This window comes from Agromyces archimandritae (genome assembly GCF_018024495.1).
In the GTDB taxonomy this organism is placed as follows: domain Bacteria; phylum Actinomycetota; class Actinomycetes; order Actinomycetales; family Microbacteriaceae; genus Agromyces; species Agromyces archimandritae.
Genome location: NZ_CP071696.1, coordinates 1,044,044 through 1,057,616, shown reverse-complemented (window position 1 = coordinate 1,057,616; position 13,573 = coordinate 1,044,044). Strand labels below are relative to the sequence as shown.

14 protein-coding genes are annotated in these 13,573 nt (G+C 72.7%); 10 read left to right on the top strand and 4 right to left on the bottom strand.

Annotation, left to right across the window (positions count from 1 at the left end; genetic code table 11):
* Positions 1–4: 4 nt before the first annotated feature.
* From G127AT_RS04815 to G127AT_RS04780, 8 genes are all read left to right on the top strand, one after another.
* Complete coding sequence (locus tag G127AT_RS04815; RefSeq protein ID WP_210900578.1) at positions 5–1,195, top strand: branched-chain amino acid ABC transporter substrate-binding protein; 1,191 nt, start codon at positions 5–7, stop codon at positions 1,193–1,195.
* A gap of 53 nt (positions 1,196–1,248) precedes the next feature.
* A complete protein-coding gene (locus G127AT_RS04810) occupies positions 1,249–2,163 on the top strand; it encodes a branched-chain amino acid ABC transporter permease (protein WP_210900575.1) in 915 nt (304 codons plus the stop codon).
* Between the two features lie 2 nt (positions 2,164–2,165).
* A complete protein-coding gene (locus G127AT_RS04805) occupies positions 2,166–3,437 on the top strand; it encodes a branched-chain amino acid ABC transporter permease (protein ID WP_210900572.1) in 1,272 nt (423 codons plus the stop codon).
* Complete coding sequence (locus tag G127AT_RS04800; RefSeq protein ID WP_210900569.1) at positions 3,434–4,231, top strand: ABC transporter ATP-binding protein; 798 nt, start codon at positions 3,434–3,436, stop codon at positions 4,229–4,231. Before G127AT_RS04805 ends, G127AT_RS04800 begins: the two co-directional genes overlap by 4 nt.
* Positions 4,228–4,938, top strand: a complete 711-nt coding sequence (locus G127AT_RS04795) for an ABC transporter ATP-binding protein (protein ID WP_210900566.1) — start codon at positions 4,228–4,230, stop codon at positions 4,936–4,938. Before G127AT_RS04800 ends, G127AT_RS04795 begins: the two co-directional genes overlap by 4 nt.
* A 27-nt stretch (positions 4,939–4,965) precedes the next feature.
* The gene (locus tag G127AT_RS04790; RefSeq protein ID WP_210900563.1) at positions 4,966–6,081 is read left to right on the top strand and encodes a M24 family metallopeptidase; all 1,116 of its coding nucleotides are present in this window, start codon (positions 4,966–4,968) and stop codon (positions 6,079–6,081) included.
* A gap of 138 nt (positions 6,082–6,219) precedes the next feature.
* Entirely contained in the window at positions 6,220–6,525 is a 306-nt protein-coding gene (locus G127AT_RS04785; RefSeq protein WP_210900560.1) for a DUF6412 domain-containing protein, read from the top strand.
* A 97-nt stretch (positions 6,526–6,622) separates the two neighbouring features.
* On the top strand, positions 6,623–7,429 hold the full coding sequence (locus G127AT_RS04780) for a YidC/Oxa1 family membrane protein insertase (protein ID WP_210900557.1): 807 nt from the start codon (positions 6,623–6,625) through the stop codon (positions 7,427–7,429).
* 298 nt (positions 7,430–7,727) lie between these two features.
* Here G127AT_RS04780 and G127AT_RS04775 read toward each other — a convergent pair whose 3' ends face one another.
* Positions 7,728–8,453 carry a LysR substrate-binding domain-containing protein gene (locus tag G127AT_RS04775; protein WP_210900554.1) on the bottom strand — a complete coding sequence of 242 codons (726 nt, stop codon included), beginning with the start codon at positions 8,451–8,453 and terminating at the stop codon, positions 7,728–7,730.
* Between the two features lie 663 nt (positions 8,454–9,116).
* Between G127AT_RS04775 and G127AT_RS04770 the strand changes: the two genes are divergently transcribed.
* Positions 9,117–9,506, top strand: coding sequence for a DUF5997 family protein (locus tag G127AT_RS04770; RefSeq protein WP_244857746.1), 390 nt, complete (start codon positions 9,117–9,119; stop codon positions 9,504–9,506).
* Positions 9,507–9,832: 326 nt separating this feature from the next.
* On the opposite strand, the gene G127AT_RS04765 is transcribed toward G127AT_RS04770, so the two are convergent.
* The gene (locus G127AT_RS04765) at positions 9,833–10,492 is read right to left on the bottom strand and encodes an alpha/beta hydrolase (RefSeq protein WP_210900552.1); all 660 of its coding nucleotides are present in this window, start codon (positions 10,490–10,492) and stop codon (positions 9,833–9,835) included.
* A gap of 155 nt (positions 10,493–10,647) precedes the next feature.
* Between G127AT_RS04765 and G127AT_RS04760 the strand changes: the two genes are divergently transcribed.
* Positions 10,648–11,220 carry an NUDIX hydrolase family protein gene (locus tag G127AT_RS04760; protein ID WP_210900549.1) on the top strand — a complete coding sequence of 191 codons (573 nt, stop codon included), beginning with the start codon at positions 10,648–10,650 and terminating at the stop codon, positions 11,218–11,220.
* 14 nt (positions 11,221–11,234) lie between these two features.
* On the opposite strand, the gene G127AT_RS04755 is transcribed toward G127AT_RS04760, so the two are convergent.
* Together G127AT_RS04755 and G127AT_RS15990 are read right to left on the bottom strand one after the other, a co-directional pair.
* Entirely contained in the window at positions 11,235–12,221 is a 987-nt protein-coding gene (locus tag G127AT_RS04755) for a nucleoside hydrolase (protein WP_244857745.1), read from the bottom strand.
* Positions 12,218–13,567: an FAD-binding oxidoreductase gene (locus tag G127AT_RS15990; RefSeq protein WP_244857744.1), complete on the bottom strand. Its 1,350-nt coding sequence runs from the start codon at positions 13,565–13,567 to the stop codon at positions 12,218–12,220. Before G127AT_RS15990 ends, G127AT_RS04755 begins: the two co-directional genes overlap by 4 nt.
* Positions 13,568–13,573: the final 6 nt, after the last annotated feature.

The following is a 13,573-nucleotide window of genomic DNA, read 5'->3' as shown; positions in this document are numbered from 1 at the left end:
ACCGATGTCGTTCACCCCCAACAGGCGCCGCCCGCTCGCCCCGGCGGCCGCGCTCGCGGCTGCCGCAGCCCTCCTCCTCGCCGGCTGCTCCGGCGGCATCGCCGGCGGCGACGAGGGCGGCGACGGCGACGCGTCCGGCCCCATCAAGCTCGGTATGCTCGCTCCGTTCTCCGGCTCGGAGTCGGCATTCGGCGACTACATGAAGAACGGCGCCCAGATGGCCGTCGACGAGATCAATGAAGACGGCGGGGTCGACGGGCGCGAGCTCGAACTCGTCGTCGAAGACGACGCGTGCGACGCCACGGCATCCGTCGCCGCAGCGAACAAGCTCGTCGCGGCCGGTGTCGAGGCCTCCGTCGGCGGCTACTGCTCGGGCGCGACCCTGCCCGTGCTGCCGATCTTCGACGAGGCCGGCGTGCCCATGGTCATCCCGGCCGCCAACTCGAACGCCCTCGTTGAGGCCGGCCTCGACACCGTCTTCCTCATCAACGGCACCGGCACCCAGCAGGCCCAGGCGACCCTGGAGTACGCCCTCAAGGTCGGCGCGACGCGCGTGGCCGTGCTGAACGACAACACCGACTACTCCAAGGACCTCGCGGACTCCTTCGTCGAGCAGGCCGAGGAGGAGGGCACGATCGAGATCGTCCTCGACCAGTCCGTCACCCCGGGTGAGAAGGACTACTCGGCCAACGTCAAGAACGTCATCGGCTCCACGCCCGACTTCGTGGTCTGGACCGGCTACTACCAGGAGGGCGCGCTCATCACGCGCCAGCTCATCGACGCCGGCTACGCCGGGCCGATCCTCGTCGGCGACGGCAGCGTCGACAAGAAGTTCGCCGAGATCGCCGGCGCCGGCTACACCGAGAACGTCGTCGGCACCTTCACCCAGACGCCCGACATGCTGAAGGGCGCCGAGGAGTGGATCGCCTCCTACGAGGAGGCCTTCGGCGAGGCGCCCGGCCCGTACTCGACGCAGTCGTACGACGCGGTGCGCGTGGTCGCCGAGGCGATGAAGAACGCCGGATCGACCGAGACCGACGCCGTCGTCGAGGGCCTGCGCGGCCTGGACGGCTTCCCGGTCTTCTCCGGGCCGCTGACCTTCACCGACGAGGGCACGCTCTCCAGCGGCGGCTTCGCGATCGTCTCCATCTCCGAAGACGGCACCTTCGTGCTGAAGGACGACCTGCAGGACTGACGGACGACGGGGGCGGATGCCGGCCGGCATCCGCCCCCCGCCCCCGCACGCTCATGGGATTCTTCACCGACGACCTGTTCCAGCTCGTGTGGAACGGCCTCTTCGTGGGGTCGTTCTACGCCCTCGTCGCGCTCGGCTACAGCATGGTGTACGGCATCATCAAGCTGCTGAACTTCGCGCACGGCGACATCTACATGCTCGGCGCCTTCATCGCCTTCGTGCTCCTCGGCTCGACCATCGGGCTCATCGGCGAGGCATCGCTGCCGGTGCTCCTCCTCGTCCTCCTCATCACGATGATCCTCACCGGCGGCATCGGCATGTTCGTCGAACGCGTCGCCTACCGTCCGCTGCGCGGATCCCCGCGCCTCGCCGTGCTCATCACCGCCGTCGGCGTCTCCTTCGCCCTCGAATACGGCATCCGGCAGATCTTCGGCCCCTCGCCCGAGGTGTTCCCGTTCCGGCTCTCCGGCGGCTCCTTCGACGTGCTCGGCGGTCGCGTCTCGGTCACGCAGATCGTCCTCATGGTCATCGCGGCCCTGCTCATGTGGGTGCTGCAGCTCTACGTGATGCGTTCTCGTGAGGGCCGGGCGATGCGCGCGATCGCGCTCGACCCGCAGGCCTCGCTGCTCATGGGGGTGAACGTCAACCGGGTCATCTCCCGCACCTTCTTCATCGGCTCGGCGCTCGCCGGCGCCGCCGGCGTCATGGCGGGCGCCTACTACGGCTCGATCGACTTCCTGATGGGCTTCACGATCGGGCTGAAGGCCTTCACCGCGGCCGTCATCGGCGGCATCGGCAACCTCTACGGCGCCATGCTCGGCGGGCTCGTGCTCGGGTTGCTCGAGTCCTTCGGCACCTTCGTGCTCGGCGGCGAATGGCGCGACGTGTTCACCTTCGCGTGCCTCATCCTGTTCCTGTCCATCCGGCCCACGGGGATCCTCGGGGCCCGCGTCGCGGAACGGATGTGATCATGGCCGCACCGAAGACCCGGGACGCCGCCGCGCACGGCGCCTACATCGCCGCGCCGGCACCGTTGCGCCCGCGCCCCGCCCCGCTGTCGGGGCTCCTCGCCCCGCAGCGCTTCATGAACGGACTCGGCCTGCTGCTGTTCATCGCGGCGCTCGCCCTGCCCTTCATCACCGCCTCGCCGTATGTCATCTCCATCCTGACCTCGGCGTTCATCTACGTCATGATCGCGATGGGGCTGAACGTGGTCGTCGGCTACGCGGGCCTGCTCGACCTCGGCTACATCGCCTTCGTCGCGGTCGGCGCGTACACCTCCGGCATCCTCTCCACCCAGCTCGGCTGGTCGATGCTCGAGACGATCCCGGCGGTCGTCGTCGCCTGCATCCTCGCGGGCATCGTCATCGGCGGCCCGACGCTCCGCCTCCGCAGCGACTACCTCGCGATCGTCACGCTCGGCTTCGGCGAGATCATCCGCATCACGGCGACGAACCTCGACGTCACGGGCGGTGCGAGCGGCATCCACGGCATCCCCACCTGGTCGTTCTTCGGGTGGTCGTTCGCCGACGGGCTCGACCTCGGCGGCATCCACTTCAGCGCGAAGATCCTCTTCTACTACTTCGTCGTCATCGTCGCCCTCGGCCTGGCGACCGTGGGCGCCGCCCGGCTCTCCCGGGGCAAACTCGGCCGCGCGTGGAAGTCGATCCGCGACGACGAGGACGCCAGCGAGGCGATGGGCATCAACGGCTACACGACGAAGCTGTCGGCGTACATCATCGGTGCCGTCTGGGGCGGCCTCGCCGGCACCCTCCTCGCGACGCACCTCAGCGCGATCTCCCCGCCCTCCTTCGAGTTCCTGTATTCGGCGCTCATCCTCATGGCGGTCGTGCTCGGCGGCATGGGCTCGACGCCCGGCGTCATCATCGGGGCCCTGTTCGTCTCGCTCGCGCCCGAGTTCCTGCGCGAGTTCAGCGAGTGGCGCTACCTGATCTTCGGCGTCCTGCTCGTCGTCGTCATGATCTTCCGTCCGTCGGGGCTGTGGCCGGCGAACGCGGTGCTGCCGTTCCTGAAGCGGCGCAAGCCGCCGGCCGAGGCCGTCGCGGGGGCGGATGCCGCGGTGCCGTCCGACGCTGCGGCGCGGCCCCATGCCGCAGTGGATGCCGTGGCGCGGCCCGATGCGGAAGGGGCTCCCGATCCGGCCGGACAGGATCCCGAATCCACGCCGCCCGACGTTTCCCCGGCGGCCCCCGCCGCGCCCGAACAGGAGGAGGTCCGATGACCGCGGCGACCGAGGTGCGTGCCGGCGAACTGCTGCTGAGCGTGCAGAACCTCGCCGTCCGATTCGGCGGCGTGCGTGCCGTCGACGGGCTGAGCTTCGACGTGCACGCCGGTGAGATCGTCTCGGTCATCGGCCCGAACGGCGCCGGCAAGACGAGCGCGTTCAACTGCATCACCGGGTTCTACCGGCCGAGCGACGGAACCGTGCGCTTCGCCGGTGAGGAGATCACGAGGCTCCGGCCGTCGGCGATCACGAAGAAGGGCATGGCGCGCACCTTCCAGAACCTACGACTTTTCCACGACATGACCGTGCTCGACAACGTGAAGACGGCCATGCACTCCAGGCTTCGCGAGAACGTCATCGATGCCCTGCTGCACACTCCGCGCTACCGTCGCGCCGAAGCCCAGTGCACCGAGGATGCGCGCGGCTGGCTCGACTTCGTCGGGTTCCGGCACGACGAGGACCTCCTCGTCACCCAGCTGCCCTACGGCGAGCAGCGCCGCCTCGAGATCGCGCGCGCCCTGGCATCCGGACCCCGGCTGTTGCTGCTCGACGAGCCCGGGGCGGGCCTGAACCACCGCGAGAAGACCGAGCTCATGGGGCTCATCCGCCGCATCCGCGACCTCGGCGTCGGCATCGTGCTCATCGAGCACGATATGGGGCTCGTCATGGAGGTCTCGGAACGCGTCGTCGTGCTGAACTTCGGCAAGGAGATCGCCGACGGCACCCCGGCCGAGGTCAAGGCCGACCCGGCCGTCATCGAGGCCTACCTCGGGTCGGAGGAGGACGAATGAGCTCGCTCGTGATCGACGGCGTCGATCTCTTCTACCACCGCGTGCAGGCCCTCGACGGGCTGAGCCTCGAGGTCGCCGAGGGCGAGATCGTCGCCCTGCTCGGCAACAACGGCGCCGGCAAGACCTCGACCCTGTCGATGATCTCGGGCCTCGTACGGCCGAAGGCGGGCACCGTGCGCTGGGGCGACCGCGACCTCGCGAAGCTGCACCCGTGGGACATCGTCGGCGCCGGGCTCCTGCACATCCCCGAGGGGCGACGCATCTTCTCGACGATGACGGTGCACGAGAACCTCCTCATCGGCGGCTACCTCGTGAAGGATCAGCGCCTCATCCGGCAGCGTGCCGACGAAGCGTACGAGCTCATGCCGCGCCTCGCCGAGCGCAGGGCCCAGCAGGGCGGCACCCTCTCGGGCGGCGAGCAACAGATGCTCGCCCTCGGCCGCGCCCTCGTCGGCGGGCCGAAGCTGCTGCTGCTCGACGAACCCTCGATGGGCTTGGCCCCGCTCATCGTCAAGCAGGTGATGGAGATCATCCAGCGGGTCAACGAGCAGGGGACGACGGTACTGCTCGTCGAGCAGAATGCCCGGGCGGCGCTGCGCATCGCCGACCGCGCCTACGTCATCGACGGCGGCCGGGTCACGATGTCGGGGCCGGCGGCCGAGCTCGCCGAGGATTCCCGCGTCATCGAGGCCTACCTGGGAGCGTGAGGGATGGCGACGCGTAGGCTCGGAGGCATGGGTGAAGAGCGGTTCGATGCGGATGTCTACGCCGGCCGGCTGGAGCGTGCAGCCGGCCTCGCACGCGAGGCGGGCCTCGACGCCGTGTTCGTCGCCCCGGGGCCGGATCTGCAGTATCTGACCGGGTCGCGCGCGAGCACCTTCGAACGCCTCACGGTGCTCGTCGTGCCCGCCGAGGGGCCGCTCGCGCTCGTCGTACCGCGCATGGAGCTCGCCGCGATCCGCACCTCCGCGGTCGGCGAGCTGCCGATCGAGGTGCGCGAATGGGTCGACGGCGACGACCCGTACGCGCTCGCCCTCGCAGGGCTCGGCGCCGGCATCCGCACCGCCGTGTCCGAGACGATGCCCGCCCTGCACCTCGTGCCGCTCGCGGCTGCCGCGGGTTCCGCGCCGGAGCTCGCAACCCCGGTGCTGCGGCGCTTGCGGATGGTGAAGGATGCCGCAGAGATCGCCGCGCTCCGTCGGGCGGGCGACGCGATCGACCGCGTGCACGCGCGTGTCGGCGAATGGCTGCGCCCGGGTCGCACCGAGCGCGAGGTCGCCGCCGACATCGCCCGCGCGATCGTCGAGGAGGGGCACACGGCCGCGGACTTCGTCATCGTCGGCTCCGGGCCGAACGGCGCCGACCCGCACCACGAGGTCTCCGACCGGGTGGTGCAGACCGGCGAGACCGTCGTCGTCGACATCGGCGGGCCCGTCGAACCCGGCTACTTCTCCGACAGCACGCGCACGTATGTGATCGGGGCGGCCCCGGCATCCGTCGCCGACGCCTACGATGTGCTCGAGCGGGCGCAGCAGGCCGCCTTCGACGCCGTGCGGCCGGGCGCGAGCGCCGAGTCGGTGGATGCCGCGGCGCGCTCCGTCCTGGCCGAAGCCGGTCTCGCGGACCGCTTCATCCACCGCACCGGGCACGGCATCGGGCTCTCGGTGCACGAGGAGCCCTATATCGTCGCCGGCGAGACGATCGCGCTGGAACCCGGGATGGCCTTCAGCATCGAGCCCGGCATCTACTTCCCGGGGGAGTGGGGCGCACGCATCGAGGACATCGTCGTCGTCACCGAGCACGGCGGCGAACGGCTGAACACGCGGCCGCACGGGCTCGTCGAACTCTGAGGCGGGCGGTGCTGCGCGCGAAGTCGCGCCGGGAACCGTCGGCGACGGCGTGAGAGGATAGGGGGCGCAGCCGGCATCCACCGTCGGCATGCAGCCATCCTGCCGCACCGGCACCCGTACCCACCCGAGGAGGATCGCGTGATCGAAACGCCGACCCCGACCTCGGTGACGGGCCTGCTGCAGTTCCTCGGCCAGCTCGCCGAACTCGCGATCGCCTCGAACGCGCATCTCGCGCTCGTCGTCCTGGGCCTGGTCGGCGTGGCCGCGACCGCGGTGCTGCTGACCGTCCGGGTCATGCCGGCGCTCGTCTCCGCCGATCCCGCGGGGGCCGCGACGCGCCTGCGGCAGACCGTCGACCCGTCCCGCCTGCTCTCGCAGAGCGACCCGGATGCGCCCGGGCGCGTCCGCCCGCGAGCCCCGGGGCTCGCCTTCGCGGCCGCGTAACCGCACCGTTCCGCCCGGCGGCCGATCCGCCCCGTGCCTCGTGCGTGCTCGCGCGGCCAGATGCACCCATCCGCATCCGACCGCGAAGGAACCTCCCGTGAACATCTATGCCTTTCCGCCCATCGCCGCCGTCATCGACGGCGCCTACCGCCTCCTCATGGGGCTCGCCGACCTCATCCACCCCGTCGCCGGTGCCGCCGCGAGCGCTGCGGCGATCGTCCTCGTCACCCTGATCGTCCGCGCGGCGCTCATCCCCGTCGGCGTCTCGCAGGCCAAAGCCGAACGGATGCGGGCGAAGATCGCCCCCAAGCTCGCCGAACTGCAGCGCAAGCACAAGGACGATCCGGAGCGCCTGCAGCGCGAGATGATGGCGCTGTACAGCGCCGAGGGCACCAGCCCGCTCGCCGGCTGCCTGCCGATGCTCGTGCAGATCCCCGTCGTCGGCGTCATCTACGCCCTCTTCATCCTGCCGACGATCGCGGGCCATCCGAACGAGCTGCTCGGCCACACCCTCGGCGGTGTGCCGCTCGGCGACAGCCTCGCCGGCCAGCTCGCGAGCGGCACCTTCGAGCCGGCGTCGGCGATCGTCTACGGCGTCGTCATCCTCGGCATCGCCGCCGTCGGCGAGGTCACCCGCCGCGTGTTCCGGCCGCAGACGCCGACGATGCCGACCCCGGCCCCGGCCGCGACCCCGGCCCCGGCCCCGGGGGCGAAGGGCCCGGCGACTCCGCCCGCCGGGCTCACCACGGCGCTCGGCGTCCTGCAGTTCCTCACCGCGGTGATCGCGATCTTCGTGCCGCTCGCCGCCGGCATCTACCTGTTCGTCACCGTGGCCTGGACCCTCGGCCAGCGCGTCGTTCTGCGCCGCGTGTACCCGCCGCTCGTGCAGCCCGCGACGGCCTGACCCGGTGCCGGCACCGCCCTCCGTTTCGCCGAGTGGATGCCGTCACGCGCCGCCGCTCCTGCGGGTGCCCGCTTCTGCGCAATGCAGGAGCGCAGTCGTGTCGCGGGCGGTGCTGCCGCATGGCGGGGCGCGACACGCCGTGCGCGTTCCTGCATTGCGCAGAACGGGCGCCGCAGTGCCGGGGTGTGGATGCCGGTGCGCTCTGTCGGTGCGGAGCCGGTGCGCCCGGGCGGGTGTGGATGCCGTCACGCGCCGCCGCTCCTGCGGTGCCTGTGACCGGGCCGGATCGCTGGCCGGTTCAGCTACGTCGGCGGCCGTGCGAGCCCGGTCGGCCGCGGCGGTGCGCGGCGCGCGGGTTCCGGCTCCCGCGTGGCGACGTTCCGCTGCGTGTGCCGTGCGTGCCATCGGCGGCGCTCCCGCGGGAACGGCGCGACCCACCGGTGCCCGCACTGGCGCCTTCGGCATCGCCCGCGGCATCCGCTCCACGCGAACTGCGCGCCGTGCGGCCCCGCACGACCGCGACGAACTCCTGGATGTCGGTGTCGTCGCGCTCGACGCGCCACACGAGGGCGATGCGTGTCGGCGCGCCGTCCGAGAGCGGCCGGGCGACGATGTCGCGGCGGGCGTGCAGCCGCGCGAGCGCCTGCGGCAGCACGGCGATGCCGGTGCCCGCGGCGACGAGTTCGAGGAGCATCGCCGGGTCCCCCTGCTCCGGCGCGCGGTCGAGCCCCTCGAGTTCGGCGATGGTGAAGGCATCTGTGTCGGCGAGGGGGTGGTCCTTCGCCAGGACGACGACGGGCGCCTCCTCCCAGAGCCCGACCCGGTGCAGCCCCTCGGTGTCGGCGGGTGCGGCGTCGGCCGCCTGCCGGATGAACGCGAGATCGGCCTCGCCGGCATCGAGCGCGGTGCGCTGCCGCACCTCGTCGACCCGCTGCGCGTCGAGCGGCAGCTCGGGTCGCAGCTCGGCCCACACGCGCAACCATTTCGCCGGGTTCACCCCAGCGACGTAGTCGAGCCGAAGCATCCGCACCCCCTCATTCCGCATCCCAGGCTATTCTCCCTGCGCAATGCAGGAGCGCACCCGTGTCGTGGGCAGTGCTGCCGCATGGCAGGGTGCGACACGCCGTGCGTGTTCCTGCATTGCGCAGAAACGAGCGGTGCGGTGCCGGGGTGTGGATGCCGGTGCGCCCTGCTGGGTGCGGAACCGGTGCGCCCTGCTGGGTGCGGAACCGGTGCGCCCGGTCGGGTGTGGATGCCGGTGCGCCCTGCTGGGTGCGAACCGGTGCGCCCGGCCGGGTGTGGATGCCGGTGCGCCCTGCTGGGTGCGAACCGGTGCGCCCGGTCGGGTGTGGATGCCGGTGCGCCCTGCTGGGTGCGGAACCGGTGCGCCCGGTCGGGTGTGGATGCCGGTGCGCCCTGCTGGGTGCGGAACCGGTGCGCCCGGTCGGGTGTGGATGCCGGTGCGCCCTGCCGCGCCGACCCGGCGAGCGCATGTGCCGGTCTCCTGCGCAATGCAGGAGCGCACCCGTGTCGCGGGCAGTGCTGCCGCATGGCAGGGTGCGACACGCCGTGCGTGTTCCTGCATTGCGCAGAAACGGGCGCCGCCGTGCCGGTGGGTCGGCGGGCGCGGAGGCCGGGGCGCAGCCCCGCGCGGCGGCTGCCCGGCTTCGCGGGTTACGCTCGAGGGATGAGCGCCTCCCAGACCATGAAGCCGGCCACGGCCGCGAAGAAGCTCGGCATCCTGCTGGAGGCGACTCCCGAGGAGTTCCGCACCGGAACCGTGAGCCGCGACGAGCTCGCCGCCCTGCAGGCGGACCCGCCCGAGTGGCTGGCGACGCTGCGCCGCGAGGGCCCGCACCCGCGCCCGGTCGTCGCCGCCAAACTCGGCGTCTCGAATTCGGGCCTCGCGCGCGCCGGCATCGACGACGCGCTCACGACCGCCGAGATCAAGGCGCTGCTCGCCGCGCCGCCGGAGTGGCTCGTCGCCGAGCGGGCGACGCAGGCGGCGGTACGCGCCGAGAAGATCCGCGTCAAAGAGCGCGACGCGGCTCGCGCGGCTCGCTCCGACGAGGACTGATCGCCTCGCGCGGCGGGCGTATCGAAGGCCTCGATACGCGCCTGCGGCGCTACTCGACCGACGAGCATCGCGCCGCCGGTCGAGTAGCTCGCGCAGCGGGCGTGTCGAGACCCACCGCACCACGAGCAGGTCTCGATACGCGCCTGCGGCGCTCCTCGACCGACGAGCATCGCGCCGACGGTCGAGTAGCTCGCGCAGCGGGCGTGTCGAAGGCCTCGATACGCGCCTGCGGCGCTCCTCGACCGACGAGCATCGCGCAGCGGGCGTATCGAAGGTCTCGATACGCGCCTGCGGCGCTACTCGACCGACGAGCATCGCGCCGCCGCCTACGCGTACCGCTCGCGCAGGAAGGCGACGAGTTCGCGCAGTTCGAGCTCGGAGATCTGGTGGCCGACTCCCTCGTAGATCCCGGCGGTGAGGCTCGCATGCTCCGGCAGCCAGTGCTGGGTATGCGCGACGGCCGCCGCCGGGATCACCTCGTCGGCGGTGCCGCGCCCCCAGAACACCGGCGGGGCGATGCGTGCGAGCTCCTCGTCGCCGGGTTGCGCGTCGTCGAGCGCGAAGCCGGCGAGCACGGCGGCGAAGGCGAAGCGTTCGGGCCGGGCGCGCAGCAGTTCGATCGCGATCGCGCCGCCCTGCGAGAAGCCGAGCAGGCCGACCGGGGTCCTGGCATCCACCCGCTCGTCGAGCCAGGCGAGCACGGCCCGCACCGCGGCATCCGCACCCCGCCGCCGCGCGAGCGTCTGCTCGGGCGCGAGCAGCGAGCCCGGCGCGCCGAGCGGGAACCACGCGTAGCCGTACCCGGCGGGAAGCGGCGCGCGCAACGACGCGACCACGGGCTCCAGCGGCAGGTACGGCGCGAGCCCGAACAGGTCGGATTCGTCGGAGTTGTACCCGTGCAGGAGCAGCAGCACGGGGCGGCCGGTGCGGTCGTCGCCGGCCGCCGACCAGAGCACGGCACGGTCGTCGAGGGTGGGATCGGGCATGCGGCTCCTTGTTCGCGGGCGGGCTTCCATCATCCCCGAGTGGATGCCCCGGCGCGCCGTCGCGGCAGGCTCAGCCGGCATCCGGCTCTCGCCCCGCACCGCCGACGCGCACCCGCACCGCACCGCCGACGCGCCCCTGCGCGACAATGGGAGCCATGAGCGTACGCACCCCGGACCCCGACTGGACGCCGGACGAGCCCGCGCGGAGTCCGAACCCCGGCTGGCTGAGCGATATCGAGCTCGCGCAGGTGCGCGGGCGCTTGCCGCTGCTCTACGTGGAGGCCGTGCCGGTGCGCGTCGACGGGCTCGGGCAGGTCACCGAGGTCGGCGTGCTGCTCAGGGCGAATGCGGTCGGCGAGATGACGCGCACCCTCGTCTCGGGGCGGGTCATGTACGGCGAGACGCTGCGGGATGCGCTCTTCCGGCATCTGGAGAAGGATCTCGGGCCGATGGCGTTCCCACTGCTGCCGGCGAGCCCGGTGCCGTTCTCGGTCGCCGAGTATTTTCCGCTCGCCGGCATTTCGCCGTTCACCGATGAGCGCCAGCATGCGGTCTCGCTCGCGTACGTCGTGCCGGTCACCGGCACGTGCGAGCCTCGGCAGGACGCCCTCGAGGTGACCTGGGTGACGCCGGAGGAGGCCGCCTCGCCCGCGCTCGGCGCCGAGATGGAGGGCGGACGCGGGGTGCTGCTCCGCCAGGCCCTCGCCTCGGTCGGCCGCCTGCCCTGAACCGGGTCGCGCCCCTATGCCTCCACCGCCGCCCCGAGCGCTTCGAGGTACCCCCGCGCGAGCCGCGGGCCGTCGACGGTGAGGGCGACGTCGACCGGCGTCCACGATTCGGCGATGCCGTGCTCGACGTCCTCCCCGAACAGCGTCCGCCGGTCGACGATCGTCTGACCGCGGGAGCCGCCGGCGAGTTCGACCCGCAACGGCAGGCGCGCGGTGCCGAGCGCGTCGGGGTCGGCGATCGCGCACACCGCACCGGCATCGCCGAGCCCGCCGGTGTAGTCGGCGGGGCGCCCGTCGACGAGGGTGAAGCGGTGCTGCAGGAGCTGCCCGACGAGTCGCCCGAGGGGGTCGTCGCCGCCGGTGAGGGCGTCGGCGAGCGACTCCGGCACCGCCGGCTCCGAATACACGTCGAGGCCGTACATCAGGCACGGCACACCCGAGTCGACGACGATCGCGGCGGCTTCGGGGTCGTGCCACACGTTGAACTCGGCGACCGCGGTGGCGTTGCCGACGGATGCCGAGCCGCCCATGAAGACGATGCGTTCGACGCCGGCGGCGACCTCGGGGTATGACCGAAGCAGCAGGGCGAGGTTCGTCTGCGGTCCGAGGGCGACGAGGGTCACGGGTCGCGGCGAGGCGAGGATCGTCCGGCGCATGAGGTCGAGGGCGCCGAGCGGATCGGCAGCGCGCGGCGCATCCGGCAGGACGATGCCGCCGAGCCCGTCGGAGCCGTGCGCTCCGGCGGCGGGCCGCGGCCGTTCGATGAGGGGGCGTGCCGCGCCGGCGGCGACGGGCACCTCGTCCGCCCCGGCCGCGTGCAGCACGGCGAGCGTGTTCCGTGTGACCTGTGCCAGCGATGCGTTGCCGGACACGCAGCTCACCGCGAGCAGGTCGAGCCCCGGATGCCGTGCCGCGAACAGCAGAGCGAGGGCGTCGTCGACACCGGTGTCGACGTCGAGGATGACGGGGATCGCGCCGGAGTCCGGGCCGCCCGGGCTCACTCGAACGCCCGGTTGCCGACGAAGACGTCGTGCGGGTCGACGCGGGCCTTCACCTCGCGGAGCCCTTCGACGGTGCCGGCGCCGTAGGCGGCCCCGTACCCGTCGCCGGGGGAGAGGAACGAGGGCAGGGAGTGGCCCGTCCACGATTCGCCGACGGCCTCGCGGAGCGTCCCGATCGCGGCCTGCTGCGCATCCGGCGGGCCGAACGCGATCGTGTGGAGCACGAAGGGCTCGGCGACGGCTCCGGCGACGGCCGCCGGGCCCTCGTCGCGGGCCATGGCCCCGCCGAGCACGCGGACGTCGAACCCGACGAGCGCAGCCGCCTCGGGCCGGTCGAAGACGTCGAGCACCCGCTCGACGAGGGCCGTGTCGGCGTCGGCGAGCAGCCCCGACCATCCGCCGGCCGGGCTCGGATCCGTGGGCTCGTCGGCGACCTCTTCGAGCGCCTCGATGCCGAAGGAGCGCAGGCGTTCCTGCACGACGGTGCCGGCCGCCCGCACGGGCGCCAGCACGGCCTCGGTGGTCGCGGCATCCGCCCGCGAGACGACGTCGACCTGCACGACGCGGCGCCCGCGCAGCTCCTCGGGCACGACGGGGGCATCGGGGAACCGCATGAACCCCGTGTGGATCTGCACCGACTCGGGGGCGGCCCGCCCGGCATCGAGGGCGGACGCGATGACGGCCGCCGCCTGATCCGGGGCGAAGACGAGCCGGCCGCCGTAGAGCATCCGCTCGAAGTCGAGCCCCACTTCGAGCCGCGTGACGGCCCCGAACGCCCCGCCGGCGCCGCGGAGCGCCCGCATGAGATCGGGGTCGTGCTGGTCGTCGATGCGCAGCAGCTCGCCGTCGGCGGTGAGCATCTCGACCGCGCGCAGCGACCTGGCCGCGGGGCCGAGGCTGCGCGAGAACCACGAATGGCCGCCGCCGAGCAGCAGGCCCGCGACGCTCACGACGCCGCTCGAGCCGGCCGGGGCGATGAGGGCGCTGCCGGCCAACTCGCGGAGCAGGCGGTTCCACCGAACACCGGCCCCGATGCGCGCCGTGCGCGAGTCGAGGTCGACGAGCACGTCGTCGAAGGCGTCGGTGCGCACCAGGATGCTGCCGGCGAGCGAGCCGTTCGCGCCGTGCCCGGAGGGCTGCACGGCGACGGTGAGCCCGCCGTCGCGGGCGGCGCGCACGACCGCCCGCAGCTCTTCGACCCCGGCGGGCACGGCGACCGCCTCGGGGCGTTGCTCGACCGCGAGCGCCCAGGGCGCGCGGGCGGCGTCCCACCGCGCATCCCCGGGCCGGATGAGGCGTTCGCCGAGCTCGGCGGCCAGCGGGTCGAGAGCGGTCTGGTCGGTCATCGGTTC

What these genes read in the sequence shown, in the direction of transcription:
- G127AT_RS04805 (WP_210900572.1), top strand. Translation starts at nt 2,166, where the DNA reads ATGGCCGCACCGAAGACCCGGGACGCCGCCGCGCACGGCGCCTACATC.
- G127AT_RS15990 (WP_244857744.1), bottom strand. Translation starts at nt 13,567, where the DNA reads ATGACCGACCAGACCGCTCTCGACCCGCTGGCCGCCGAGCTCGGCGAA.
- G127AT_RS04775 (WP_210900554.1), bottom strand. Translation starts at nt 8,453, where the DNA reads ATGCTTCGGCTCGACTACGTCGCTGGGGTGAACCCGGCGAAATGGTTG.
- G127AT_RS04815 (WP_210900578.1), top strand. Translation starts at nt 5, where the DNA reads ATGTCGTTCACCCCCAACAGGCGCCGCCCGCTCGCCCCGGCGGCCGCG.
- G127AT_RS04770 (WP_244857746.1), top strand. Translation starts at nt 9,117, where the DNA reads ATGAGCGCCTCCCAGACCATGAAGCCGGCCACGGCCGCGAAGAAGCTC.
- G127AT_RS04760 (WP_210900549.1), top strand. Translation starts at nt 10,648, where the DNA reads ATGAGCGTACGCACCCCGGACCCCGACTGGACGCCGGACGAGCCCGCG.
- G127AT_RS04790 (WP_210900563.1), top strand. Translation starts at nt 4,966, where the DNA reads ATGGGTGAAGAGCGGTTCGATGCGGATGTCTACGCCGGCCGGCTGGAG.
- G127AT_RS04800 (WP_210900569.1), top strand. Translation starts at nt 3,434, where the DNA reads ATGACCGCGGCGACCGAGGTGCGTGCCGGCGAACTGCTGCTGAGCGTG.
- G127AT_RS04810 (WP_210900575.1), top strand. Translation starts at nt 1,249, where the DNA reads ATGGGATTCTTCACCGACGACCTGTTCCAGCTCGTGTGGAACGGCCTC.
- G127AT_RS04765 (WP_210900552.1), bottom strand. Translation starts at nt 10,492, where the DNA reads ATGCCCGATCCCACCCTCGACGACCGTGCCGTGCTCTGGTCGGCGGCC.
- G127AT_RS04795 (WP_210900566.1), top strand. Translation starts at nt 4,228, where the DNA reads ATGAGCTCGCTCGTGATCGACGGCGTCGATCTCTTCTACCACCGCGTG.